We start from the raw sequence: 26,974 nt of genomic DNA on the forward strand, positions 1-26,974 counted from the left end.
AAATTCACTGTAAACATGCTGAAATTAGCCAACAATCACTAACAAATTAATCACAAAACAGGGATTACTATTGATAAATCAAACAAGACCAATAAAAAAACAAGTTTTCTTTGTGGGAAATATTATCCTTGCCAGCGCAGCGGTTGAATTCTCTATGCTATCGGCAATTACCGCACGAGGGACGGCGGAGGAAATCGGTAAGTTTTTGTTTGGTATGACTTTTATTCAGCTTTTTTCCAGCATGCTGACTTTGGGTATTCCCCCCCTTTTAGTCAGAATGAGCCAAACGCTCAACGGTAAAAAATGGACACAGGAAATGAGCAAGCTGTTTTTGATTGTTGCAGCGGTTACTGCTGTTTTTTGTATCTTGTGCATCCAGTTTTCAGCAGATTTGGCCAGTTGGCTAAATCGTGATTATCTGACCAAAGTCATGATTTGCGTCGCAGCTTGCATTGCAAGCACGACATTTCTGTTTCTTTGGTGCGGGCTTTTACAGGGCAGAAACCGCCCTATTTTTGCGAGTTTGCTTCAATTTTTTGCCATTCCGGTCGTAATGGGTGTTTTGCTTCTGTTCGAGAAGAAAGAAATATTCAGCCACACTTTGCTTATTGAGCATTATTTAACAAGTTGTGCCACGGTCATGCTTTTCGCATTCATGGTCTGGCTGACTTCCCATCCTGCACCTGTGAAGCAATCACCACCCCAGGATCCAAGCCACAGAAGCTGGACAACATTTGCCTTGAACGCGCTAATGCAACAATGGTTAATGTGGGGAGGGTTATTACTGGCAGGACCTTTCTTAAACGATACCGAATTCGCCCTGCTTTCACTCGCACAGAAGCTGTCGATAGTGTTGGCCATTTTGCTGTTCGCAATGAACTATGTCATCGCCCCTAAGCTGGCAACTGCATACCTGAGCGATCACACCGATGAACTAAGAAGCCTGACCGGGCTGTCAGTACGAGTTTTACGCCAGTGGTTAGCGCCTTACTCAGCTTTTATATGCATAGTGGGTACCACCGCTTTCTTTGTGCTTGGCGAGCCTTACACATCCGCTATGCCTTTCTTCTTTATATTGATTCTAGGTCAGCTGTTTAACGTCTGGTCTGGCTCTGTAGGCATCATCCTGATGATGACTCATAACGAAAAAAGCTTCAGTTGGGTGCTCATCCAGAGCTGCATTCTCAACGCGATGGTAGTGATCGCGCTGAGCTGGCAACTCGGGATATACGGCGCGGCGATAGGCTGTGCGCTTTCACTCATCATTCAAAACGGACTGGCAATGAGAGCCGTCCGACAACGCTTAGGATATCGACTTTTACAAAGGGATTTTGCATGAACACAACAGGGAAAATTAACCTGACCAGACCGCATCAGTTTTTTGCGCTCGGATTTGGTTTAGGATTGTCGCCAAAACTGCCGGGAACCGTAGGGGCATTGGCGGCATTGCCTTTTATTTACGCTGCCAGCCAAATGAGCCTGATCGGGCAACTTATATTGGGGCTGTTCATCTGTATCTACGGTGTACTCTGCTGCGACAGAACAGCCAAAGAGATCGGTCAGAAAGACCCGCAAGTGATTGTTTGGGATGAAGTGGCAGGGTTCTATATTGCGATGATCGCGTTTCCATTTCAGTGGGGCTATTTACTGGCGGCTTTTTTCCTGTTCCGCGCATTCGACATTCTAAAACCTTACCCAATTAGCTGGGCAGATAAAAAGCTCAAAGGCGGGCTAGGGATCATGATGGATGACATTCTGGCGGGTATCGCAGCCTGGTTGTGCGTGCTGGGATTCAGCACGTTAGGTATTCTGTAGACTGAACTCTGGTTTTAACGCATTAAAAAGCCCCGCAGAAGCAGGGCTTGTAACTGGATTCGTAAGCGAGGTAACGTTTTAGATTGCACCACGTGATGCGCGTTTACGATCGCTTTCCGACAGGAACTTCTTACGGATACGAATGCTTTCTGGTGTTACTTCTACTAGCTCATCATCGTCGATGAACTCAAGTGCTTGCTCAAGAGTCATGATGATTGGCGGCGTAAGAACCTGCGCATCATCGGTACCAGAAGCACGAACGTTGGTCAGCTGCTTACCTTTCAGTGGGTTTACTGTCAGGTCGTTATCGCGGCTGTGGATACCAATGACCATACCTTCGTACACTTCAACACCGTGACCGATGAACATACGACCACGCTCCTGAAGGTTAAACAGGGCGTTAGTCAGTGCTTTACCTGCACCGTTTGAAATCAGTACGCCGTTAACACGCTGACCGATTTCGCCACCTTTGTGCGGACCGTAGTGATCGAACGTGTGGTACATCAGACCCGAACCAGAAGTCAGCGTCATGAATTCTGTCTGGAAACCAATCAGACCACGAGAAGGCATCATGAAGTCCATACGTATGCGACCTTTGCCATCTGGAGACATGTCCGTCAGCTCACCTTTACGCAGACCAATGTTTTCCATAATGCTGCCCTGGTTCTCTTCCAGTACATCAATGGTAACTGTCTCAAACGGCTCTAGCTTCTGACCATCTTCTTCTTTGATGATTACTTCAGGGCGAGATACCGCCAGCTCGAAGCCTTCACGGCGCATGTTTTCAATCAGGATAGACAGGTGAAGTTCACCACGACCCGATACACGGAACTTGTCTGGGTTGTCGGTTTGTTCAACGCGAAGTGCCACGTTGTGAACCAGTTCTTTCTCCAGACGTTCGAGGATGTTACGTGAAGTCACGAACTTACCTTCTTTTCCCGCAAACGGAGAAGTGTTCACCTGGAACGTCATGGTTACCGTTGGCTCGTCAACAGACAGAGCTGGTAGCGCTTCCACTTCATTCTGAGCACAGATGGTGTCAGAAATCTTCAGTTCACCCAGACCTGTGATGGCAATGATGTCACCCGCTGTTGCTTGCTCCACTTCGTGGCGCTCAAGACCAAGGTAACCCAGAACCGTACCCACTTTGCCGTTGCGCGTTTTACCGTCTGAGCCGATAACAGTGATTTGCTGATTCGGTTTCACTGTACCGCGAGTCACACGACCTACGCCGATAACACCCACGTAAGAGCTGTAATCTAGCTGAGAGATCTGCATTTGCAGTGGACCGTCTTGGTCAACCTGTGGCGCTTCTACGTTGTCAACGATGGCTTGGAATAGTGGTTCCATGCTGTCGCCAGTTTCGCCTTCTTCCAGCGATGCCCAGCCGTTTAGCGCTGATGCGTAAACCACTTGGAAGTCTAGTTGCTCATCGGTCGCACCTAGGTTGTCGAACAGGTCAAATACCTGATCCATTACCCAGTCAGGGCGTGCACCTGGGCGGTCGATTTTGTTGATAACCACAATTGGCTTCAAGCCATGTGCGAATGCTTTTTGCGTTACGAAACGCGTTTGAGGCATAGGACCATCAACCGCATCAACGATAAGCAGAACCGAATCTACCATCGACATAATACGCTCTACTTCACCACCGAAGTCGGCGTGTCCCGGAGTATCTACGATGTTGATGTGGTAGTCATTCCAGTTGATCGCGGTGTTTTTCGCCAAGATGGTGATGCCACGTTCTTTCTCGATGTCGTTCGAGTCCATGACTCGCTCTTCCGCTTCGCCGCGTGACTCAAGGGTGCCTGATTGCTGTAGCAGTTTATCAACCAGAGTCGTTTTACCGTGGTCAACGTGCGCGATGATCGCGATGTTTCTCAATTTTTCAATCTGTGGGGTAGCCATGGATCTAGATTCACTTATAAAAGAAGCCGCCTCCGTCATCTTAGATACCGCAATGAAGAATAGCCGCTTACTTGATTAAAAAAACGGTCAATAATGTACCAGATTTTAGAAAAAAGCCTAGGAATATGTGATCTCAAACGGCGAAAAGTAATCATAGATGTAACAAATGGCTCGGAAAATACCAATAACTGGTCTACAACTTGATTTGCGCACCGTAAAAAGTCGATTGACAAACCCACAAATTGATTGCTGAAATAAGCGTTGCATCATCATTTAGCGCCTCAAATAAGTTTTGCACCATCTTGGTGCACCAAAAGATCATTATGGTGCAATACGGTATTGCTCATCAGTAATATTTGAGCTAAATGCATGATATTAAAGGATTCAAATTATTGGCACAGTTTTAGCTTTCACAAAACTGTCATCGATTAATACTGTTGAATGTTTATATTAATCAATGCCGGTTTAACTAAACTTGTGCACCACCGCTTTAATAACACTGGAGGTTATCCAAGATGTCTGTAGAAAACGTTCTATCGTTAATCCAAGAAAACGAAGTAAAGTTTGTAGACCTACGCTTTACCGATACTAAAGGTAAAGAACAGCATATTTCTATTCCTGCTCACCAAGTCGATGCAGACTTCTTCGAAGAAGGTAAGATGTTCGATGGTTCTTCTGTTGCTGGCTGGAAAGGCATCAACGAGTCAGACATGGTGATGATGCCGGATGCATCATCTGCAGTTCTAGACCCATTCACGGAAGACGCAACTCTAAACGTACGTTGTGACATCCTAGAGCCCGCAACAATGCAAGGCTACGATCGTGACCCACGCTCTATCGCTAAGCGCGCTGAAGAATTCATGCGTTCTACTGGCATCGCTGACACCGTTCTTGTTGGTCCAGAGCCAGAGTTCTTCCTATTTGATGACGTCAAGTTCAATACAGACATGTCTGGTTCTTTCTTCAAGATTGATGACATCGAAGCAGCATGGAACACAGGTGCAGAAATCGAAGGCGGTAACAAAGGTCACCGTCCAGGTGTTAAAGGCGGTTACTTCCCAGTAGCACCTGTGGATTCTTCTCAAGACATCCGTAGCGCAATGTGTCTGATCCTTGAAGAAATGGGTCAGGTTGTTGAAGCACACCACCACGAAGTTGCGACAGCTGGTCAGAACGAAATCGCTACGCGTTTCAACACGCTGACTGAAAAAGCGGACGAAATCCAGGTTTATAAATACGTTGTACACAACGTTGCACACGCATTCGGTAAAACAGCAACCTTCATGCCTAAGCCACTTGTAGGTGACAACGGTTCTGGTATGCACGTTCACCAATCTCTGGCTAAAGATGGCGTTAACCTGTTTGCTGGTGACAAGTACGGCGGTCTGTCTGAGACAGCACTTTACTACATCGGTGGTATCATCAAGCACGCTCGCGCAATCAACGCATTCGCGAACGCATCTACAAACTCATACAAGCGTCTTGTTCCAGGCTTCGAAGCACCAGTTATGCTAGCTTACTCTGCTCGTAACCGTTCTGCTTCTATCCGTATCCCAGTGGTACCAAGCCCGAAAGCTCGTCGTATCGAAATTCGTTTCGGTGATCCAACAGCTAACCCATACCTATGCTTCGCATCTATGCTTATGGCTGGTCTTGACGGTATTAAGAACAAGATCCACCCAGGTGAAGCTATGGATAAAGACTTGTACGACCTACCAGCAGAAGAAGCGGCAGAAATCCCAACTGTTGCATACTCTCTGAAAGAAGCACTAGAAGCACTAGATGCTGACCGTGAGTTCCTAACGGCTGGCGGTGTATTCTCTGACGACTTCATCGATTCTTACATCGATCTGAAAGGTCAGGACGTAGAGAAAGTGAACATGACAACTCACCCAGTTGAGTTCGAACTTTACTACTCTGTGTAATATTGATGTAATTATTTACATAATTATTAGGCTCGCCTCGCAGGCGGGCCTTTTTTATATTTCACTTTAGTTAACAACCCCTTAGCATTAGGTTAAATCTCCAGCAATTTAGCGTGTCGCACCCACCATTTAAAATCAGGTCAACAGACCCTTATAACAGAGGCGCGACGTATCCTTTAACGTGACTCTACACTGGTGCTTAAAATGAAACTGATCACCCTACTCTCTGTGCTTAGTTTGATGATTGCCCCTACCGCCATTAGCCAAACGGTCTACTCTTGGGTCGATGACGACGGCATCCTCCATATTAGCGATACGCCTCCAGATGGCGCTGCCAAACAAAAAGATTCCTTTGTGCTGCCAGACAGTAACGCCAGCGCACCCGCGCCAGTCTTCGCTCCTGCAAAATCGTTGAAAGACAAAAAAACGGCTAAAGCTAAGGCTACAGAAAAAGCCAACGCTACAGAAAAACAAGAAAGCAAAAAGCCAGAAAAGATGGCGCCACTTTCGATATCCATCAGTAATCTGCAACAAGATCAGACGCTTCGTAGCAACCGGGGCATCATTAACATTCAGGTTGAACAAAACAGAAAACTTGGTATCGGTGAGCAACTCCAGCTCATGCTAGACGGAAAACCTTATGGCGCTCCGCAAACCAAGCCATTATGGCAACTCATTAATGTCGATAGAGGCACACATGTACTTGCAGTACAAGCAGTTATAGGCGGCAAGCTTATTGCATCTACCTCTCCAGTAACGGTGCATTTGCATCGGGCGAGGGTGAAATCTGCGGGATAGCAAGGAATAACGGACTTTATTCGATTCGTTAACTTTTTCTTTTTAGGTTCATGCCCCATACTAAATAAGCATCGCACCATTTTGGTGCAAACTAAAAGGTAAGGACATGACCACCCACGATCTGCGCTCTACCGCGATTCTCGATAATGTTGTGACGGCAACCATGCTGCTTAATGAGCAGTTAGCCGTCCAATATGCCAACCCAGCGGCAGAGCTTCTGTTTTCTCAAAGTGCAAAGCGCTTACAATCCAGCATGTTGGCTGACTTAATCCAGCACGCGTCCATGGATTTGAGCATGCTGACCCAACCGCTCCAAACGGGTCAGAGCATCACCGACAGTGATGTCACCTTTGTGATAGACGGAAAGCCAGTGATGGTGGAAGTGACAGTCAGCCCCTTTACCTGGGAAAAACAACTCTTACTTCTGGTTGAATTGCGCAAGATTGGGCAACAAAGACGTTTAAGTCAGGAGCTCAACCAGCACGCGCAGCAACAGGCCGCAAAGGTCCTTGTTCGTGGATTGGCGCACGAAATCAAAAACCCTCTCGGCGGTCTTCGCGGCGCCGCGCAGCTGTTATCGAAAATGCTGCCAGACCCTAGCCTGAAAGAGTACACCCAAATCATCATTGAACAGGCAGATCGCCTGAGAGCACTGGTCGACAGGCTGTTAGGCCCTCAGAAACCGGGGGAAAAGCGTGAAGCCAACCTGCACGTTGCATTAGAAAAAGTGCGCCAGCTTGTGGAACTGGAATCCAGCCAGTCCATCCAGATTCATCGGGATTACGATCCGAGCCTGCCGTCGCTGATGATGGATTCCGATCAGATTGAGCAAGCCTTACTGAACATTGTCAGTAACGCTGCACAGATATTAGCAGAGCAGGAAAACGGGCAGATCACTCTTCGCACCAGAACGGTGCATCAGGCGAATATCCACGGTCAGCGCTATAAGCTGGCTGCCAAACTGGACATCATCGACAACGGTCCGGGCATACCGAGTGAGCTGCAAGACACCTTATTTTATCCCATGGTCAGTGGTCGCGAGGGCGGCACTGGGCTTGGGTTGTCGATATCACAAAATTTAATTGACCAGCACCAAGGAAAAATCGACGTAGAAAGCTGGCCGGGAAAAACCACATTCACCATTATTTTACCGATTAAGTGAAATACGCATTGCTGTTAGGAGAGAAGAATCATGAGTAAAGGGTATGTATGGGTCGTCGATGACGACAGCTCCATCCGCTGGGTAATGGAAAAAACCTTGTCCTCTGCACAAATCCAGTGCGAAACCTTTGCTGATGCTGAAAGCGTTCTGATGGCTTTTGAACGCCAGGTTCCAGACGTTCTGGTGTCTGACATTCGAATGCCCGGCATAGACGGGCTCGACTTACTCAAAGAAGTCCACCAGCAATACCCAGACCTGCCCGTGATTATTATGACGGCGCACTCCGACCTCGACGCGGCAGTGAATGCCTATCAAAAAGGGGCATTTGAATATCTGCCTAAACCGTTTGATATTGATGAAACCTTGACGCTTGTCGAACGCGCGATTGCCCACAGTCACGAACAACGAAAACACCAGTCAACGACTGACGCGTTCACCAGTAACGCTCCGGAAATCATTGGTGAAGCACCGGCGATGCAGGAAGTGTTTCGCGCCATTGGTCGCTTGTCTCGCTCTTCTATCTCGGTGTTGATCAATGGTGAATCCGGAACAGGTAAAGAACTGGTCGCGCACGCCCTTCACCGCCACAGCCCTCGTGCTAAAAACCCTTTCATTGCCCTGAACATGGCTGCGATACCAAAAGATCTGATCGAATCTGAACTGTTTGGTCATGAAAAGGGGGCGTTTACTGGTGCCAACACCGTTCGTCAGGGACGTTTCGAACAGGCCAATGGCGGCACACTGTTTTTGGATGAAATTGGTGACATGCCATTGGATATCCAAACGCGTTTGCTGCGTGTTCTGGCAGACGGGCAGTTCTATAGAGTGGGTGGACACTCCCCTATTAATGTGGATGTTCGCATCATTGCTGCGACTCACCAGAATCTGGAAAAACTGGTACATGAAGGGGATTTTCGTGAAGATCTCTTCCACCGCCTGAACGTAATTCGGGTTCATATCCCTGCTCTGCGAGAACGTAAGCAGGACATCGAAAAGCTGGCGCAGCATTTCTTAAGTCTTGCAGCTGAGGAGTTGGGTGTCGAAATGAAAACCCTGCACACCGACACCATCGCCAACCTGAATCAACTTCCCTGGCCAGGAAACGTTCGTCAGCTAGAGAACATCTGCCGGTGGCTCACCGTAATGGCGAGCGGAAACGAAGTCCTTCCTTCTGACTTGCCACGAGAGCTCTTTGAAGACACAAAAACCATGCCCACTTCGCATGAAAATGGCGGCTGGCAGTCTCAACTAGAAGAATGGGCAAAAGAAGCACTTACTTCTGGTGAAACTGAGATCCTTTCTTATGCACTGCCAGAATTTGAACGTATACTCTTAAAGACAGCGCTAAACCATACGAATGGTCATAAGCAGGATGCGGCTAAAGTCCTGGGTTGGGGTCGTAATACACTCACTAGAAAACTAAAAGAGTTAAACATTCAGTAGAATTGTTTAAAAAAGACTCGCTAGCTTGTTTTCTAGCCTATACAATAGCGCCACTCCGACCAAATACAGAATGGCGTCCACTAACTTTATCTAGGGCAATGGCGAGCAACAAGATTACATTACGTACTGCAGTGATTTTACCTTTTGTGATCGTATTTATGTTCACTTTCGGTGTCATTGCGTTTGTTCAGAAGAGCAGCTTCGAAAACATGGTGTCTAACCTGAGCCATAAGCAGCTTATTGCCTTTACTGAGAACGTCAAAAGTCGCCTTTCTATCTTTCTTGATGAACCTTATCAAGCCAACATTACACTGAGTAAATCTCTCGAATTTAACGGTTTGTATGAACGCGGTGATCTGACTCGCATTGAAGATTACCTCTCAGTGAGTTTTAACCACCTCTATAAAAATATTCCTCATCTGGATGTGGTGGCTTTTGGTGGCAAAGAAGGGGAATTCGTCGGCTTTCGACGCGAACCCGCATCCGATTTCACCCTGATGCTCAAAGATAACCGAACGGAAGACGATCTGGTGATTTTCGCTGGACGTAAAATCGAGTCTGGTGTGAAGTCTTCCTTTCAGGGATACGACCCAAGAATTCGTCCCTGGTATGTGCCAGCAGCAGAATCGCGCATGCCCGGATGGTCGAATATATATACCAACGCGGACGAGCGTCAGGAAATCACTCTAAGTGCCACCAACCCAGTCATTGTAGACGACGAGCTGATCGGTGTGATGGTGGCAGACATTAAGATCGACACCTTCAACAATTTTCTGATTTATCAAAAGAAGCGTACCGCGGCTTCCATATTCATCTTCGATCAGGATAGTCGGCTGGTTGCTCATTCCGATAACTCCAGCGTGGTTTCTAAAGGCACACCGAACACGGTGAAAGGTCAGCGGCTACAAGCACAGGAAAGCCCAAACCCTGTCATTCAGGCGAGCGCACAATACATTCTGGATAACCAGCTTATCGCCAGACAAGCCAGACCCGAAATGTTCTACTTCGTTACCAATGGCGAACGCTATTTCAACAAGCTATCTCGTTACGCCAACCCTTACGGCTTAGAGTGGTACATCGTGGTGACCATTGCTGAACATGATTTGCTTGGAGACTTACCTCAGCAGCAACAGCGCGGTTGGCTGATAGGATTAACCGTTAGTCTTGTTGGCTTTCTGCTTGGCGTGCTGGTGTTCAACCGGATTACTCACCCCATCACAACCACGGCAAACGCCGCCAGAGAAATTGCCAAGGGCGACTGGGACAGCCCGATGCCGGAGCCGGGGAAAATTTTCGAAACCAGCATGTTGGTGTCTGCCTTCAACAACATGACCCATAACCTCAAGTCCTCTTTTGAAGCGCTGCGCACGCAACTGGTTTATGACTCTTTAACTCAGCTCTACAGCCGACAAGGGCTGATTGAAACCAGCAGTAATTTGAACAACTCTCGCCCTGGCTCTTTGATTCTTATCGGAATCGATCGTTTTCGCGACATCAATGACAGCCTAGGGCATTACAGTGGCGACCAGTTGCTGACCATCATCGCTCAGCGCCTCAAAAATCTGTGCAGTGATCGGGCACTGCTGGCGAGAGTTGCCGGAGATGAATTCGCCATTTACGACCCAAGCAACGGCTCTGAAACGGCGGTTGAGCACCTAGTAACTCGTATTAAACAATCCTTCAGTGCCCCTTTTAACATGGGTACAGAAACTGTAGTGGTGAATGTTTCCATCGGTATCGTGCTTTCCTGCGACCAGAACGACATGAGTACGTGGTTAAGAAACGGCAGTATTGCGCTCAGCCACGCCAAGCAGGATGCGCTACGAGTCGTTTACTATCGTCCGGAAATGGCGGATGTTTCCCGTAAGAAAACTCAGACTCTGGCAAGCCTGAATGAAGCCATTGCCGCCAGTGAATTTGTTCCCTTCTACCAACCCATTATCGATTTAGAAAGTGGGGAAATCGTGGGGGCAGAAGCTCTGGCGAGGTGGGTTTCAGAAGAAAATGGTGTCATACCGCCGCTCGATTTCATTCCTGTGGCGGAAGAAAGTGGTCTAATTGGTGACATTGGCTCTCAGGTTCTGCTTAAAGCATGTACCGATACCGCGACAGCCATTCAAAATGGTCAGTGGCATCCCGACTTCAGTTTGCATGTGAATCTATCGGTCAATCAGCTATCGCAACCCGGTTTCACTGAAGAGCTGGAAATGGTGCTCAAGTACACTCGCCTTAGCGCACAAAACCTGACACTGGAAATTACCGAGTCCAAGATTGTCGATAATGACCCTATCATCTTGAAAAACATGCAAGCTATCAAAGACTTGAATGTGAAAATTGCGATTGATGATTTCGGTACGGGTTACTCTTCGCTCGCCTATCTGCATAAACTGCCGTTTGACTGCCTGAAGATCGATCGCTCTTTCATCGTTCAGATGGAGCGAGAGCAGATAGACACTTCGGTCGTCGCAGCCATCGTGAACATCACCAAAGGCTTTAAGGTCAACCTCGTGGCAGAAGGTGTTGAAACTACCGAGCAAGCTGAACTACTGCGCATGCTCGATTGCCCTCAAGCTCAAGGATTCCTGTTTAGCCGACCTGTCCCATTTTCGGAATGGCCAACAGATTTGGTGAACATAAAAGAAAAGCAGTCCTGATCAAACAATAAACTGCAGTTCTCCTACTGACAGGTTACTAAATGGTTTTTATACTTAGCCAAATTAGTCGCATTTAGGAAGTCAACATGATCACCAAGAACCTGCCGTTAACTGACATACACCGCCATTTGGACGGTAACATTCGCAGCCAGACTATCTTAGATCTGGGCAAGAAATTTGGCGTGGCACTTCCAGCGTACGACATAGAGTCGCTTCGTCCACACGTTCAAATTGTTGAAGCCGAGCCTTCCCTGGTGGCTTTTCTTTCAAAACTGGACTGGGGGGTTGCGGTACTGGGCGACTTAGACGCATGTCGTCGTGTGGCTTATGAAAACGTAGAAGATGCGATGAACGCGCAAATCGACTACGCAGAGCTGCGTTTCTCTCCTTACTACATGGCAATGAAGCACAAGCTTCCGGTTGCTGGTGTGGTGGAAGCAGTTGTCGATGGTATTCAGGCGGGCGTTCGTGACTTTGGTGTGAAAACCAATCTTATCGGCATTATGAGTCGTACTTTTGGTCAGGACGCTTGTCAGCAAGAGCTTGATGGTCTTCTTGCACACAAAGACCATTTAGTCGCGATTGACCTAGCGGGTGACGAACTGGGTCAGCCGGGTGACCGTTTCGTTAAACACTTTAATCAGGTAAAAGACGCGGGTCTGCAAGTGACCATTCACGCAGGTGAAGCTGCAGGTGCAGAGAGCATGTGGCAGGCAATCCAAGAGCTTGGCGCCGTTCGTATCGGTCATGGTGTGAAAGCGGTTCACGATCCTAAGCTGATGGATTATCTGGCCGAGCACAGCATCGGTATTGAGTCTTGCTTAACATCCAACGTTCAGACAAGTACTGTTGAATCACTGGCTGCTCACCCACTGAAAACCTTCCTTGAGCATGGCATCAAAGCGTGTATTAACACCGATGACCCTGCGGTAGAAGGCATTGAGCAACCCTACGAATTTGAGGTTGCAGCCCCTGCAGCAGGCTTGAGCCAGGAGCAGATTCGCCAGGCACAAATCAACGGTTTGGACATTGCATTCCTATCGGAAGCCGAAAAAGAAGCGCTGCGCGAAATGGCGAAAAATCGCTAAAAGTAGAGTGTTAAATAACAAAGGAGGCAATCGCCTCCTTTGTTTTTATATGGACCGCAAAATCAAGCCACACCATGCCCTTTTGATGCAGTCCAGACTCGATACCATTGCTCGCGAGTTAGAGTAATGTCTTTCGCAGCAACTGCGGTTTTCACACGTTCGATCTTACCGCTCCCAATGATTGGGATAGGACGAGATGGTAACGCCATTACCCAGGCAAACACCACCTGATCAATTGATTCAGCCGATACCTCTTCTTTGATTTCTTCCAATACTTTCAGCACTCGCTGGTGCGGGTCTGTGGTTGGGTTAAAGAGGTTGCCCCCAGCTAAACAAGACCACGCCATAGGGCGACGGCGCTGCGCCTGCAACTGATGCAATGTTCCGTCTTCCAGGCTTTGCATATTGATTGGGTTAATTTCAACCTGATTGGTGACCAGTTTAATGTCGAGATAAGATTGCAGTGATGCAAATTCGTGAGTCGAGAAGTTAGACACACCGAAGTTCAGCACCTTGCCAGAACTTCTCAACACTTCAAACGCTTCCGAGACTTCTTCAGGTTGAAGCAAAATATCCGGGCGGTGAAGTAAGAGTGTGTCCACATGGTCAACGCCTAGCTGCTTTAGCGAACGTTCCACTGAGGAAATGATTTCCTCGCGTCCACTGTCGTAGTAAGCGATTCCCCCCTCAGACTGAGGTGCAATAATGCCCAGCTTTGTGATGATATGGAGCTGCTCACGCATTGAAGGCTCTAACGCCAGTGCTTCGCCAAACAGAGTTTCACATGGAACGTCGCTTCCGTAGATTGCTGCGTGGTCGACGGTTGTAATACCCAGTTCCACATGCTGCTTTACAAAGTCCAAACGCTCGGCAGGAGACATTCCCCATTCACCCATACGCCAGTACCCTTGAATCATTTCAATATCTGAAAGAGGGTCACCATTGTAGTTGCTTTTATCTTTTTGATTTGAAGACATAATTCCACCTATAAGACGCTTCTCATTTCTTAAATAGTAGACGGCACTTTTAGTCTATTGAACCCTATTCTCTGAAATAACTATTCTCTATAGAGAACAATAAAATGTGATATAAGGGATAATGTCATTAAAAGGAGTTCTAATGAAACTGCCGCAAGAGATGAGACTGCACAAAAGGTTCGAACGCTATTACCTGTTTAGCGTGGTGGCAGAATGCCTTAACTTCGGGCAGGCGGCAGATAAGCTAGGCATCTCGCGCAGTTACCTTTCTACCCAAATCAATGCTCTGGAACGCGATCTGGACGTCACCTTGCTGATCCGCACCACCCGAAGTGTTCGCCTGACACAAGCAGGTCAAAAGGTATTGTCGCAGATGCAAGGGGTTACCTCTTCAGTGCAGACCATGGAAAAGGAGATTCGGAAATCTGCCTCTGCGATTGAAGGCAAACTGACCATTACCTGCGCCGCGATTTTTGGACAGCGGCACTTAACGCCTGCGTGCAGAGCATTTCGTAAACTCCACCCGGACATCGAGTTCGACATCGACATTGGCTATACCAATCAAGACCTCACCCAACAGCCATTTGACCTTGCTATTCGAGCGACTAACACGCCGCCCGCCAATATGATTGCCAAGCATCTGATGGATTATCAGCACTTATGCTGTGCGTCTCCGGATTATCTCAATCTCTATGGCACCCCACAGACACCTGAAGAACTGGCTCGGCATAACTGCCTGTCAGACCCGCATCTCACCACATGGCGCTATCAACATCAGGGATTCGAGCGAGAGGTTGAGACCAAAGGACAGTTTTACGCCAACGATAATTTTTTACTCTATGAAGCCGCAGTTCAGGGTGAAGGCATCATTAAACTGCCTGATTATTTGGTGCAGCCTGCCATTCAAAAAGGGCAGCTAACACCGATTCTTACCAGTTACTTTACCCAGACTCGTGGCATCTATTTGATCTTTCCACAACAACTCAAACAAAGTGAGGCGTTACTCGCTTTTGCTCAGTTCTTACAGAATTGGGTTACGACCAGCAGCATCAATTAAACAGAAAACTCAAAATAGTGTTTCATTTCGGCAATATCCGTCACACCAACGACGTTTTCCAGTAGAATAGTGCCTACGTCAATTGAGCTGTATGAACATGAAAAAAATTATTCCTTTGGCTACTACGATAGCCGCTTCACTGACTTCATTACCATCCCACGCAAAAAACGAAGCCCTAGAGACCTATGGCGATATTGCCCAGATTGGCATTCCGCTGACTGCGGCAATGATTTCCTGGTACAAGGACGATACTGAAGGTCTGATTCAATTAACTGAAGGGGCGCTCTACAACGCATTAGCCACGCACGCGATAAAGTTTGCCGTCAACGCTGAGCGCCCAAATGGCGGTAACCATTCGTTTCCATCAGGGCATACTTCGGCTGCTACACAGGGGGCGGCGTATTTGCAGTTTCGCTATGGTTCTGCCTACGGTATTCCAGCGTACGGAGCCGCTGCTTTGGTGGGATATTCTCGAGTCGATGCCAACCACCATTACTGGCGTGATGTGATTGCCGGAATGGCATTGGCAACTGGCGTTCAGTATGCAGTAACCGAATTAGGCTACTCGGTCACTGTGCTGCCGTATTTTACTGGAGAAGAAACCGGAGTGACGGCTCAAGTACGTTTTTAAGCCTGAATACAAAGCACGTTAAGCAATGACGTGCCCTTAAGCTGAGTGACTTTCCCGCTAGTAAAGAAGCCTTGCTGACTGATGCCCCAATAGGGCAAGTGCAGAGGCCACTTCTCTCGCGAAAGCTCTCCAGAATCAAGTATGCCTTGCCATTCTTTCTGAGTGGCAAGGCGCATACCTAGCAACCCACACACTTCTGTAGCCGAGTCATAATCCATACGATTCCATGGCTTGTCGTATTCCATATAGAAATGCTCGTAATCTCGAATAAACGGGATCGCGTAGGTCTTCCCGCTCAGTTTGGCTTGCTTGCGAACCAGAATATCCATCTCTGCCGCCTTTGATGCCGTTGATTGTTCTGGTGGTGTAACAACCATTTCAGGAGCAGGAGCAGGAGCAGGAGCAGGAGCAGGAGCAGGAGCAGGAGCAGGAGCAGGAGAGGTTACGGCAGATGGTACTTTTGCCGGAGCACTTTTTGCGGTCTGTGTCGCCGCCGTTTGAGAGGATTGATTCCTTATCTCTCGGATAAAGGCATCGCTGTATTTTGGAAGCTTACGGATCTGCCGCCACTCTTTGAGTGCTGTCGCATAATCATCGTACGGACCGATCAAACAACGATATTCTTTGCCGTAGCGCATCATCCAGACATCGGTCGAAATTCGCTGATAAACGGTTTTGGCTTTTCTCAGGGCAAGGGGCTTATCTAAAATGCCGCATTGAATCCAGAACAATTCCGCACTTAGGGAAGGTCCGCGTTTTCCCCACAGACCATCACCAATTGGGCAATCGTTCTTGAGGACAGGAAGCTCGTTAGTGGATGCCTGGGTTGCATCACACAGGTATTCATCTGCCAGTGCAGGTTTGACAGCACTCACCCCAACAAGCAGCGTCGCCGCGATAGCGATCACCCATTTCATTGTTGAATTCGTGTCCATAACCTTCCCCCACACATTGCCTCCATAGCTATGTGAATGCAAAAAAAGAGCCTGCATAACGCCGGCTCTTAAGTTTATGAATATTTCCGATGGGAAATCAATGGTATTGGATCACCCTTTATAGATTTTCGGGTTAAATACATCTCGTAACCAGTCACCCAACAGGTTGATCACCAGTACCAAGGTCACCAATACCAGACCTGGGAAGGCAGTAATCCACCATGCACCAGAAAATATGTAGTTAAATCCGATACTAATCAGCGCACCTAGTGACGGCTGATCAACGGGCAAACCCAAACCCAGGAATGACAGTGCCGCTTCAGACATGATGGCATTCGCCACCTGCACGGTAGAGATAACCAGAATGGGTGACAGACAGTTAGGAAGAATGTGGCGGAACATGATACGAGGCGATTTAAAGCCCATCACGCGCGCCGCTTCTACGTATTCTTTCTTCTTCTCAGCCAATACTGATGCTCGAATGGTACGTGCATACTGCGGCCATTCCGCCACACCAATGATCACCACCAGCATCACTACCGCATATTGAGCGTAGAAGTCACTACCGAAACTGGCTTTGAAAATCGCCGAAACGATGATTGCCACCATCATGGTTGAGAATGACAGCTGAACATCAGCAAAACGCATCAGGAAGCTATCGATACGACCACCGAAGTAACCCGCAGACAGACCAATGATGATGCCCAAGAAAAGCTGTAAACCTACCGCCAGAAAACCAATCGTCAGCGACAGGCGAGAACCGTACAAAATGGTTGAAAAAATGTCACGACCTTGCTCATCGGTTCCAAGAAGGAATCGCTCATCTCCGTCTTCCATCCAAGAAGGCGGAAGTTCAGAGTCCATGATATCAATCGAAGACAAATCGTATGGGTCAGACGGCGCAATGATCGGTGCCGCCAACGCCATCACCAAGAACAGCATAAACACGGTAAAGCTGAACATGGCGACTTTGTCTTTCAGGAAGTAGTACAAAAAGTCGGATTGTTTAAAGCGCTCCCAACTTGATGGAGCAGCATTTGTGTTATTCATGGTTATGCTCCTTTACCTGTCAGGTTCACGGTTGGGTTGATGATGCCGTACAGCAAATCAACAATGGTGTTGGTCACCACGAAAATCAGCCCAACAAAAATCACGTACGCTGTAATCAGCGGTGTGTCTACGCGGTTAATTGCTTCAAGGAAAAGGAAACCAGTGCCTGGCCACTGGAAGACCGTTTCAGTCAGAATGGTATAGGCCACCATAGTACCAATCTGCACACCACCTACTGTAAGAACAGGTAGCATGGTATTTTTCAGTGCGTGCTGGTAGTAAATCTTGTTCAGTGCCAGACCTTTTGCCTTACCAAACTTGATGTATTCAGAGCTCAGTACTTCCAGCATTTCAGAACGTACTAAACGAATAAATAATGGCAGCATAATGGATGACAGCGCCACACACGGCAAAATCAAGTGTGATAAACCATCTAGCGTAAAGAAGCCAGACTCCCATCCGAGCACGTTCGCGGTATCACCCCGTCCATAGGAAGGCAGCCAGCCGAGCTCAATGGAGAAAACGTACATCAGCATAATGGCGGTAAGGAAAACCGGAATCGAGATACCGATGCTGCTTCCTGCCATAACAATTTTGGTAAAGATGCTTTTTGGATGAATGGCGGAATATACGCCGAGTGGTATCGAACACACGATGATGATGAGGGTTGCCCCAAACACCAGTTCCAGCGTCGCCACCAGCTTATCCAGAATGACTTCAACCGCAGGGCGCTTGAAGAAATAAGATGTCCCTAGATCACCTTGTAGTGCATTGCCTACAAAGCGTGAATATTTGGTAATGAATGGATCGTTGAGCCCTAGCTCATCACGCAAGGCTTGTCGCTCTGCTTCCGAAACCGACTGACCTACCAGTTCCCGCAATGGGTCGCCAAGATTATCCTGAATGGCAAACGCCACCAAGCTGATCACAAACATCACTATCAGTGCCTGAAACAGGCGCTTGACGAGAAACGTAAACATTCCTTGCCCCTTAACTTTCCATGACTTTCATGTAATACCCTTCAGCCTCAAAAGTGGTACCTGGCTCGACTGAAAGAAAAAGCCAAGCACCAAAATAGACGAATCTATCAATCACCGACTGTTGGTTGTTTTATTGATACGCCAGACCTGTTTTCAGGTCTGGCGCAAGTGGTGAAAGCTTCGCTTACTTAACAACCAAGTCGCCGAAGTAAGGGAAGTTCATACCGTTGATGATTGGACCAATTTCCACATTGCCTTTTGCAGCCCAAGAAGGGTCTTGCCAATGCAGAGGAACGAACGCCGCTTCGTTGTATAGAATTTCTTCTACTTTCTTCAGAGCCGCACTACGCTTACCAAGATCCGTCATCTTGTTGGTCTCTTCGATCAACTTGTCGACTTCTGCATTTGAGTAGTGACCACAGTTGTACTGACCTTTACCAGTGTCTGCATTACGCGACATCGCCAAGAACTCAGTAAAGTTACCAGAATCTTCTGTATCTGGGTGCCATCCGATCATCAGCATGTCAGCCGCACACTTATCAAACTCTGGCCAGTACTGCGCTTTAGGCATAGTCTTCAGATCAACCTTGATACCGATCTTAGACAGCATTGCCGCCGTTGCCTGAGCGATCTTGTCATCGTTCACGTAACGGTTGTTTGGCGCCATCATGCTTAGATTAAAGCCGTTCTCGTAACCCGCTTCTTTCATTAGCTGCTTCGCTTTCTTAAGGTCGTAACGAGGCTTAAGGTCTGGGTTGTGACCAACGAAACCAACTGGGCTTTGCTGACCTGCAGCCGTTGCCGCACCTTTCATTACTTTCTTAGTGATACCTTCGTTGTTGATTGCGTAAACAATCGCCTGACGAACACGAGCATCTTTCAGTGCAGGGTTGCTGTTCTGGTTCATCTGGAACGTGATAACACGAGTACCAGGCATGGTGTATAGGTCAACGCTGTCTGCTTTCTGAATACGCTTGTAGTCGTTTGGTGCAACAGGAGCAATCATGTCAACGTCACCAGCTAGCAGTGCAGCAACACGAGTCGCATCTTCTTTGATTGGAACCAGTGTTAGCTTATCAACGTTACCTTTCGAGCTGCTGTCCCAGTAGCCATCGAAACGCTCAAACGTCACTTTTACGCCTTGCTCACGCTGCGTGATAACGAATGGACCCGTACCAGAAACGTTAGTTGATGCGTACGAGTTACCGTGCTTCACTAGCTCGTCTTTCGCTTTACCTTCCGCCGTATTACCTGAGTAGAACTTGCTGTCCATTGGGAACAGGTAAGTCATTACGTTTTCAACAAGTGGGTAAACGCCGTCAGTTTTAATTTCAACTTTGTAATCGCCTGCTTTGGTAACAGAAGCGATTGGACCAAAGATACCTTTAAAGTCCGGAGAGTTTTTCAGACGATTGAATGTCCAAACGACGTCATCTGCAGTCAACGTGTTGCCTGAGTGGAATTTAACGCCCTGACGAATGTTGAAATGCATTGTTTGACCATCAATACGTTCCCAAGATTCAGCCAAACGAGGTTCGAATTCCATTTTCTGGTTAAAGCGGATAAGAGGATCAAATACCATGTGAGACATTTGCAGTGTGCCACCAGACAGCTGCTCATGTGGGTCCAGTGATACTGGGTCAGCATCGTAAGCAACTGTGATGTCTGCAGCTGCAACGCTGAAACTCAAGCCTGCAGCCATCAGCGCCATCGCTAATTTGGTCTTTATGGTTTTCATTGCATAACTCCTTATGCGGGAATCCAATCCCTAGTTGTTGTCTGTGTTGTGTTATTGCATTGCCACCAAGTCGCTAGGCGATCTTGATGTCTTCTCTTAAGCCTGTGAACTCAGGCATCAAAGAAATCAGTTGTTTACTGTACTCATGCTGCGGATCAGTAAAGAGCTGTTCCGTCGGGGCAACTTCAAGCAAAGTACCCATCTGCATCACGCCAATTCGGTCACACATCTGTCGAATTACCGGAAGGTCGTGACTAATAAACAGCATAGTCAAGTTCAGTTCGTCCTGAAGATCTTTGAGGAGGTTGAGAATCTGTGCCTGCACCGAAACATCCAGTGCTGAAGTAGGTTCATCACAAATCAGCAGGCGAGGTCGTGTCGCCAGTGCACGTGCGATGGAAATACGTTGTCTTTGTCCGCCGGAGAACTCATGGGGGTATTTCACTCCCGCCATTTTGCCCAAACCAACGTGCTCAAGCAGGTCTTCAACAATCTGCCTGGTTTCGGATTCATTGCGTGTCAATTTGTGGAAACGAATCGGCTCCGCAATGATGTCGAAAATTTTCATTCGAGGGTTCATCGACGTGTATGGGTTCTGGAATACCATCTGCATCTGACGGCGCAAAGGACGACGCTCGTTTTCAGATTTAAGAGACGTTAAGTCGATGCCTTCAAAGGTGACTTTACCCGAGTTAGGCGCGTAAAGACCGGCAATCACACGTGCAATTGTCGATTTACCTGAACCGGACTCGCCCACCAGACCAAAAGTTTCCCCTTCGAATACTTCAAAGCTGACGTTATTTGATGCCTGCACGTATTCACGGCGGCTTTCGAAGAACGAATCCTTAGTCACAAAGCGAAGGTTAACGTTTTCTACGTTAAGTAGCGGACCCGTGTAATCACGGTGATCCTGGCTTTGACCCAACCAGTGATTCTTAACATCCAACGGCTCCATTTCATGCGCTTCTTCGATGTAACTAACCAGCGGAAAGCGATCAAGCTTCACATCGGAGCGAGGAACTGCAGAGATGAGGCTGCGTGTGTAGGAGTGGTCAGGATCGCCCAATACTTTTTTGGTTGCGCCAAATTCGACTAAGTCACCACGATACATAACCGCAACGCGGTCAGTCACATTGGAAACCACACCCATATCGTGCGTTACCAACATACAGCCAACGTTTTTCTCGATACATAATTCGCGAATCAAGTTCAGAATTTGGTCCTGAATGGACACATCCAGTGCTGTGGTCGGTTCGTCTGCAATAATAAGATCTGGCTCACCAGCCAACGCTATGGCAATAACCACACGCTGACGCATACCACCAGAGAATTGGTGAGGGTATTGTTTTAAACGGTTTTCAGGCTGAGGAATGCCCACCTGTTTCATGAGAGACAAAGCGCGATCGTACGCTTCGCTGTCTGACACATTCATGTTGGCATGAATGGTTTCTTTTAGTTGTTGTTCCACCGTAAACAGTGGATTAAGCGACGTCATCGGATCTTGAAAGATAAACCCGATTTTAGAGCCGCGCACCTGGCGCATCTCTTCTGGGGTCAATCCGGAGATTTTTTCTCCATCAAGGTAAACATCACCATTAGCGATCAAACCCGGAGGGCTCAGCAAATCGATAACCGCATTACCCACGGTCGATTTACCTGCGCCGGATTCGCCAACCACACCCACGATTTCGCCTCTCTCTATATTAAAAGAAAGCGATTTAACGGCTGCATGTACCCCATGCCGCGATGGGTATTCAATTCGAAGATTTTTAACTTCTAGTAGTGACATCACCAGACCTCTACTGCTTTGGCAGCTTTCTGCCCTGTCTGCAAGTTGATTCCATTCTCTATCCGGCTTTACATCCGGCTTTTAACAGGCAAACAATTTGGCAAATAATTCACACAAAAGCAACAAACAAAGCATAAATGCGCACAAAACACATCGTTCAAAGCAGAATTAATGCATATTAATTCACAAAAACAAACTATTAAGTCTAAACAAATATGCTAAAAAAACAAAATTATCATTTAACTTTCATGGAAATAGAAGGCCAAATAGCGTAGCAATATGTTATTTAACACAATATTCGCAATTCACATTTAAGAATTTTTATTCGCCCGCACTTTTAACAAATAAAAAACATATCCCGCACAGTGGTAATTTTGCGAGATCTTTATCTATACAAATTCATAAATAGCAATATTTAGAATTAAATTAGAAACAATAAGCAAAATTTTTAACCAGTAAAGTTTTTAATCATAAAAAATCAAAAGTATTTTTCATTGCTATAGCAGTTAATTACAGCGAATTAAACTAGTAAAAAACGCAGAAAAACTCATTAATGTAGAAAAGTATTCGGTTTTTCAGTAAGAACTCAGGTTGATAACCGTACGCTATTGGTATGCAAAGAAAAATAAGTTCGCATTTAAAGGGGCATACAAAAACTTAAAATTCGTCGCAATCTAGGTGGGAAATGTCACGTAATAGGCAAAAATGACGTTATTTGGCGAAAAGATCTGACAGGTAGCATGACATTAATTGCAATTTTGCTAGCCACTGCTAAACGAAAAAAGCCCCGTTATTTCTAACGAGGCTTTCTAATAGTGGTCGGTGAAGAGGGATTCGAACCCCCGACCCTCTGGTCCCAAACCAGATGCGCTACCAAACTGCGCTATTCACCGACAATGTATTCGTTTCTTATCGAAACTGGTAATCGCTTACCAAATAATGGGGTGGCTAACGAGACTTGAACTCGCGACAACCGGAATCACAATCCGGGGCTCTACCAACTGAGCTATAGCCACCGCTAACTTTTTATATAACCGCTTATGCGATTATTGAAATGGTGGTCGGTGAAGAGGGATTCGAACCCCCGACCCTCTGGTCCCAAACCAGATGCGCTACCAAACTGCGCTATTCACCGACAATGTTCCAGCGTTTTTACTGGTATTCCCCCTTTATGGATCACCATAAAGCAAGAAAAAGAATAAATGGGGTGGCTAACGAGACTTGAACTCGCGACAACCGGAATCACAATCCGGGGCTCTACCAACTGAGCTATAGCCACCACTGAATTTACCGATTTAATTCCTTCCGGCGAAATGGCGCGCCCGAAAGGATTCGAACCTTCGACCTTTGGCTCCGGAGGCCAACGCTCTATCCAGCTGAGCTACGGGCGCATGCCCTATCGGCGGAGTGGAATAATACGTATATCACAAAGTGTCGTCTAGTGTTTTTTGCAGTTTTTTTATTGATTGTTGCCTTTTTCGGCAATTGGGATGTGATTAAACCCATGTCGCGAACAAGTTGTTGTTTATTGCAACAACCTGAGTCGCTATAATCACCTATTATTTATAATGATTTAACAGGTGTATTACACCTTTACGATCAAAAACCCTAGGTTTCGACGGGATGTGACGCGAAGTTTCAGAGTTGTTAGAAGTCGCATATGAGTGAGAGCTCGCCGCCACCAACTTAGGTAAATAACAAACTAAATAAAGATAAACATCGTATTTATCAAAGCCTGGAAATGTATAGCGAGTAATGGATATGTCACGTCGAGTAATTGGCCTTTTGGCAGCTACAATAACCTTTTCTAGTTTCTCTTTTGCAGCCAAAGTCAGCCAAGAAGAATATGATGCGATCGCTGAGCGCATTAAACCTGTCGGTCAAGTTTACCTGACTGGCAGTGAACCTGCTTCCGCTGAGCCTGCTGGTCCACGCGATGGCGCTACCGTCTACAATGTTTTCTGTACTGCCTGTCATGGTACTGGAGTGAGTGGTGCGCCAATTAAAGGAGATGCTGCTCAATGGGCTCCGCGTATTGCTCAGGGAATGGACGTGATGACCGATCATGCCATTAACGGCTTCAATGCGATGCCTGCGAAAGGGGCTTGTATGGATTGTTCTGATGAAGAAATCATTGCTGCTATCGAGCATATGATTGAAGGGTTGTAACCTAATCTTTAGAAACAGAAAGCTTATATAAAGGGAAGAGCAACGGATGTCGTTGCTCTTTTTGTTTCTTTTCTACTTCTTAAACATCGCTTTTAAATTGGCAATATGGGCTTGTCCTTTTTGCATGCGCTCTTCCTGAGAAACTGGCTTTTTCGCTTGCTCCCATTCCACATCGTCAAATGGTAACTCATCGAGAAAACGGCTGTGCTGAGGTTTGATTAATTCACCAAACTGTCGTCTCTCTTTACACAAGGTAAAAGTCAGCTCTTTTTGTGCTCGGGTAATCCCCACGTACATTAAGCGGCGTTCTTCATCGACATTCTCTTCATCGATACTGGTTTGGTGGGGCAATATTCCTTCTTCCGCCCCAATCAGATAGACGTATGGAAACTCCAGACCTTTCGATGCATGCAACGTCATCAACTGAACCTGGTCCGCATCATCGTCATCTTCACCTCGTTCCATCATGTCGCGAAGCGTCAGGCGCTGTACTACCTCTTTTAATGTTTTTTCTTCGTTATCATAGTTGTCGCCTTCAAGGTCAGCCACAATCCAGCTGTAAAGATCGGAAACGTTTTTCATCCGCATCTCAGCCGCTTTCGGGCTAGAGGAGGTTTCGTAGAGCCAGTCTTCGTAGTTAATATCCCGCACCAAAGAGCGTACAGCCTCTACCGTATTGCCACGTTCTGCATTGTCGGAAATCGCCACGACCCATTGGACAAACTTCCGAAGGTTCTCCAATCCACGCCCGGACAAATGCTGCTCCAACCCAAGCTCAAAGCTCGCTTCAAACAGACTTTTGCCACGCATGTTGGCGTAGCTGCCCAGCTTTTCCAGAGTCACCGGACCAATTTCACGGCGCGGCGTGTTAACAATCCGAAGAAACGCGTTGTCGTCATCCGGATTCACCAACACTCTTAAATACGCCATGATGTCTTTGATTTCAGCACGCGCAAAAAACGAGGTTCCACCGGAAATCTTATAGGGGATACGGTTTTGCATCAGAGATTTTTCAATCAGACGCGACTGATGGTTACCACGGTACAAAATGGCGTAGTCTTTATAGTCAGTGCGATTTAAGAACTTGTGAGCAATCAATTCTCCCGTCACACGCTCCGCTTCATGATCCTCATTTTTAGAAGTAAGTACTTTCAGCATTTCCCCATCTGGGATTTCTGAAAAGAGTGTCTTTTCATACACGTGGGGGTTATTGGCGATCAAGATATTCGCACTGCGAAGGATTCGGCTAGTAGAGCGATAATTTTGCTCTAGTTTAATCAGCCTTAGATTAGGGTAATCTTGCCCTAGCAAAACCAAGTTTTGTGGCTTAGCTCCACGCCAGGAATAAATAGACTGATCATCGTCTCCCACCACTGTAAGACGCCCACGCTCACCGACAATTAATTTCACCAATTCGTACTGACTGGTGTTGGTATCCTGATATTCATCGACCAACAAATAGCGAATGCGATTTCGCCAGCGTTGGCGTACATCTTCATTGGATTTGAGTAGCATCACCGGCAAAGCAATCAGATCATCAAAATCCAGTGCGTTGTAGGCTTTCATCTGCTTTTGGTACATTTCAAAGCAGTGACCAAATAATTTCTCTTGCTCTCCACGCGCACGCTCAATGGCTTGTGCTGGCGACCACATGTCGTTTTTCCAGTTCGAAATATGGCTGAGCAATGAGCGCAGTAAGTCTTTATCACCATCGAGTTCTTTTTCAGTCAGTTCTTTCAACAGCGCCATCTGGTCTTGATCATCAAACAGCGAGAAACCCGCTTTTAAGCCAAGTGCCTTGTATTCGCGTCGGATAATGTTCAGACCTAGGGTGTGAAACGTCGACACCATCAACCCTTTGGATTCCTGCTTACCAAGGGTTTGCCCGACACGCTCTTTCATTTCCCGGGCAGCTTTATTGGTAAAGGTTACCGCCGCAATATTGCGTGCCTTGTAGTCGCACTGCTGAACCAGATAAGCGATCTTATTGGTAATAACACGAGTTTTACCCGACCCTGCCCCTGCCAGAACCAGGCACGGACCAGACACGTATTTCACGGCTTCATCTTGTCTGGGGTTCAGCTTCATTTGATGTCTCTGTGGTTTCGAACTTTTGGAGGCATAGTGTAATTGCCTCATCTGATTTATTCCAAGAATAATTGCCTCTTCAAATCTAAGATTCATGCAAATTAACTGTTGCATGATGCCATAGGGTTGGAAGTATAATGAATGAACGTTCATTCATTTTTGCTTTGGGTAGCACAAACCATGAGGATCAAAACCCAATGAGTAATAATAAGCGGTTGAAAATATTGCAAGCGACAGAAAAATTACTTGCAGAGGAAGGGTTCCATGGCATATCAATGCAAAAAGTTGCACATTCAGCCGGTGTAGCAGCGGGCACCATTTATCGTTATTTCAGCGACAAAGATGATTTGTTGATAGAAGTTCGGAAAATGGTCTCGCAGAGAATTGCCGATGTTGTTCAAGCAAACGTCGACGATGAAATGCCCTTAAAACAACGTTTCCGCGTTATGTGGCTTAACATCTGGCACTTAGCCCGAACAGAAGGGCGAACGCTGTGCAATCAACTCCAGTATGAGTCGCTACCCACACCAGCGTATATGAATATCAGGGAACTTGAACGGGAAATGTTTGCCAAAGTGGATCAAATGTTCACGGAGGGCAAACAATCGGGTGTTCTAAAACCTTTAGATAACCCAATTTTATCTGGTCTTAGTTTGGAAGTGGGAGTCACTCTTGCTCGAAAACATGCCTTAGGGATCTTTCAACTCGATGATGACGCATTAGAAGCGGCGATTGAAGCCAGCTGGGATGCCATTGTTCAACACTAA

Annotated in this window: 20 protein-coding genes and 5 tRNA genes; 12 read left to right on the forward strand and 13 right to left on the reverse strand. The window is 47.0% G+C overall.

The annotated features are described in order from the left end of the window. Window positions 1-112: 112 nt before the first annotated feature. Together INR79_RS17620 and INR79_RS17625 are read left to right on the forward strand one after the other, a co-directional pair. A complete protein-coding gene (locus INR79_RS17620) occupies window positions 113-1,339 on the forward strand; it encodes a lipopolysaccharide biosynthesis protein (RefSeq protein WP_223095363.1) in 1,227 nt (408 codons plus the stop codon). Further along, a complete protein-coding gene (locus INR79_RS17625) occupies window positions 1,336-1,815 on the forward strand; it encodes a phosphatidylglycerophosphatase A (RefSeq protein WP_223095365.1) in 480 nt (159 codons plus the stop codon). Before INR79_RS17620 ends, INR79_RS17625 begins: the two co-directional genes overlap by 4 nt. A 78-nt stretch (window positions 1,816-1,893) precedes the next feature. On the opposite strand, the gene typA is transcribed toward INR79_RS17625, so the two are convergent. Continuing rightward, complete coding sequence (gene typA / locus INR79_RS17630) at window positions 1,894-3,723, reverse strand: translational GTPase TypA (RefSeq protein WP_004405633.1); 1,830 nt, start codon at window positions 3,721-3,723, stop codon at window positions 1,894-1,896. A gap of 515 nt (window positions 3,724-4,238) precedes the next feature. On the opposite strand from typA, the gene glnA reads away from it, so the two are divergent. From glnA to add, 6 genes are all read left to right on the forward strand, one after another. After that, on the forward strand, window positions 4,239-5,648 hold the full coding sequence (gene glnA / locus INR79_RS17635; RefSeq protein ID WP_004405631.1) for a glutamate--ammonia ligase: 1,410 nt from the start codon (window positions 4,239-4,241) through the stop codon (window positions 5,646-5,648). A gap of 204 nt (window positions 5,649-5,852) precedes the next feature. Further along, window positions 5,853-6,446, forward strand: coding sequence for a DUF4124 domain-containing protein (locus tag INR79_RS17640; protein ID WP_223095367.1), 594 nt, complete (start codon window positions 5,853-5,855; stop codon window positions 6,444-6,446). A 106-nt stretch (window positions 6,447-6,552) separates the two neighbouring features. Next, the gene (glnL, locus tag INR79_RS17645; RefSeq protein ID WP_004405626.1) at window positions 6,553-7,608 is read left to right on the forward strand and encodes a nitrogen regulation protein NR(II); all 1,056 of its coding nucleotides are present in this window, start codon (window positions 6,553-6,555) and stop codon (window positions 7,606-7,608) included. 30 nt (window positions 7,609-7,638) lie between these two features. Then, window positions 7,639-9,051, forward strand: a complete 1,413-nt coding sequence (gene glnG, locus INR79_RS17650) for a nitrogen regulation protein NR(I) (protein ID WP_004405625.1) — start codon at window positions 7,639-7,641, stop codon at window positions 9,049-9,051. Window positions 9,052-9,149: 98 nt separating this feature from the next. Further along, window positions 9,150-11,705, forward strand: coding sequence for an EAL domain-containing protein (locus INR79_RS17655; protein ID WP_022592337.1), 2,556 nt, complete (start codon window positions 9,150-9,152; stop codon window positions 11,703-11,705). Window positions 11,706-11,791: 86 nt separating this feature from the next. After that, entirely contained in the window at window positions 11,792-12,793 is a 1,002-nt protein-coding gene (add, locus tag INR79_RS17660; protein WP_223095369.1) for an adenosine deaminase, read from the forward strand. A 62-nt stretch (window positions 12,794-12,855) separates the two neighbouring features. Here add and INR79_RS17665 read toward each other — a convergent pair whose 3' ends face one another. Then, window positions 12,856-13,770: an aldo/keto reductase family oxidoreductase gene (locus INR79_RS17665; protein ID WP_223095371.1), complete on the reverse strand. Its 915-nt coding sequence runs from the start codon at window positions 13,768-13,770 to the stop codon at window positions 12,856-12,858. Between the two features lie 142 nt (window positions 13,771-13,912). Here INR79_RS17665 and INR79_RS17670 point away from each other — a divergent pair, with 142 nt between their 5' ends. Both INR79_RS17670 and INR79_RS17675 read left to right on the forward strand, forming a co-directional pair. Then, entirely contained in the window at window positions 13,913-14,827 is a 915-nt protein-coding gene (locus INR79_RS17670; protein ID WP_022602986.1) for a LysR family transcriptional regulator, read from the forward strand. A 91-nt stretch (window positions 14,828-14,918) separates the two neighbouring features. Further along, the gene (locus tag INR79_RS17675; RefSeq protein WP_004405618.1) at window positions 14,919-15,458 is read left to right on the forward strand and encodes a phosphatase PAP2 family protein; all 540 of its coding nucleotides are present in this window, start codon (window positions 14,919-14,921) and stop codon (window positions 15,456-15,458) included. On the opposite strand, the gene INR79_RS17680 is transcribed toward INR79_RS17675, so the two are convergent. The 10 genes from INR79_RS17680 to INR79_RS17725 form a co-directional block, all read right to left on the reverse strand. Beyond that, the gene (locus INR79_RS17680) at window positions 15,455-16,393 is read right to left on the reverse strand and encodes an SPOR domain-containing protein (protein WP_223095373.1); all 939 of its coding nucleotides are present in this window, start codon (window positions 16,391-16,393) and stop codon (window positions 15,455-15,457) included. The genes INR79_RS17675 and INR79_RS17680 overlap by 4 nt on opposite strands. Window positions 16,394-16,504: 111 nt before the next feature. Next, window positions 16,505-17,443, reverse strand: coding sequence for an ABC transporter permease (locus INR79_RS17685; RefSeq protein ID WP_004405616.1), 939 nt, complete (start codon window positions 17,441-17,443; stop codon window positions 16,505-16,507). 2 nt (window positions 17,444-17,445) lie between these two features. Further along, on the reverse strand, window positions 17,446-18,423 hold the full coding sequence (locus INR79_RS17690; protein ID WP_004405615.1) for an ABC transporter permease: 978 nt from the start codon (window positions 18,421-18,423) through the stop codon (window positions 17,446-17,448). Window positions 18,424-18,607: 184 nt separating this feature from the next. Then, on the reverse strand, window positions 18,608-20,161 hold the full coding sequence (locus tag INR79_RS17695) for an ABC transporter substrate-binding protein (protein WP_004405613.1): 1,554 nt from the start codon (window positions 20,159-20,161) through the stop codon (window positions 18,608-18,610). Between the two features lie 73 nt (window positions 20,162-20,234). Beyond that, complete coding sequence (locus INR79_RS17700; protein ID WP_022591008.1) at window positions 20,235-21,950, reverse strand: dipeptide ABC transporter ATP-binding protein; 1,716 nt, start codon at window positions 21,948-21,950, stop codon at window positions 20,235-20,237. A gap of 816 nt (window positions 21,951-22,766) precedes the next feature. Beyond that, window positions 22,767-22,843 (reverse strand) — tRNA-Pro (locus tag INR79_RS17705). Between the two features lie 47 nt (window positions 22,844-22,890). Next, window positions 22,891-22,966, reverse strand: a tRNA-His gene (locus tag INR79_RS17710). Window positions 22,967-23,008: 42 nt separating this feature from the next. Continuing rightward, window positions 23,009-23,085 (reverse strand) — tRNA-Pro (locus INR79_RS17715). Between the two features lie 68 nt (window positions 23,086-23,153). Next, window positions 23,154-23,229, reverse strand: a tRNA-His gene (locus INR79_RS17720). A gap of 35 nt (window positions 23,230-23,264) precedes the next feature. Beyond that, window positions 23,265-23,341, reverse strand: a tRNA-Arg gene (locus INR79_RS17725). 364 nt (window positions 23,342-23,705) lie between these two features. Between INR79_RS17725 and INR79_RS17730 the strand changes: the two genes are divergently transcribed. Next, window positions 23,706-24,119 (forward strand): c-type cytochrome, encoded by a 414-nt coding sequence (locus INR79_RS17730; RefSeq protein ID WP_223095375.1) that lies wholly within the window; start codon window positions 23,706-23,708, stop codon window positions 24,117-24,119. Between the two features lie 72 nt (window positions 24,120-24,191). On the opposite strand, the gene rep is transcribed toward INR79_RS17730, so the two are convergent. Next, on the reverse strand, window positions 24,192-26,207 hold the full coding sequence (gene rep, locus INR79_RS17735; RefSeq protein WP_022611778.1) for a DNA helicase Rep: 2,016 nt from the start codon (window positions 26,205-26,207) through the stop codon (window positions 24,192-24,194). 197 nt (window positions 26,208-26,404) lie between these two features. Between rep and INR79_RS17740 the strand changes: the two genes are divergently transcribed. After that, entirely contained in the window at window positions 26,405-26,974 is a 570-nt protein-coding gene (locus INR79_RS17740; RefSeq protein ID WP_139063225.1) for a TetR/AcrR family transcriptional regulator, read from the forward strand.

This window comes from Vibrio sp. SCSIO 43132 (assembly GCF_019904195.1).
Classification (GTDB): Bacteria; Pseudomonadota; Gammaproteobacteria; order Enterobacterales; family Vibrionaceae; genus Vibrio; species Vibrio nigripulchritudo.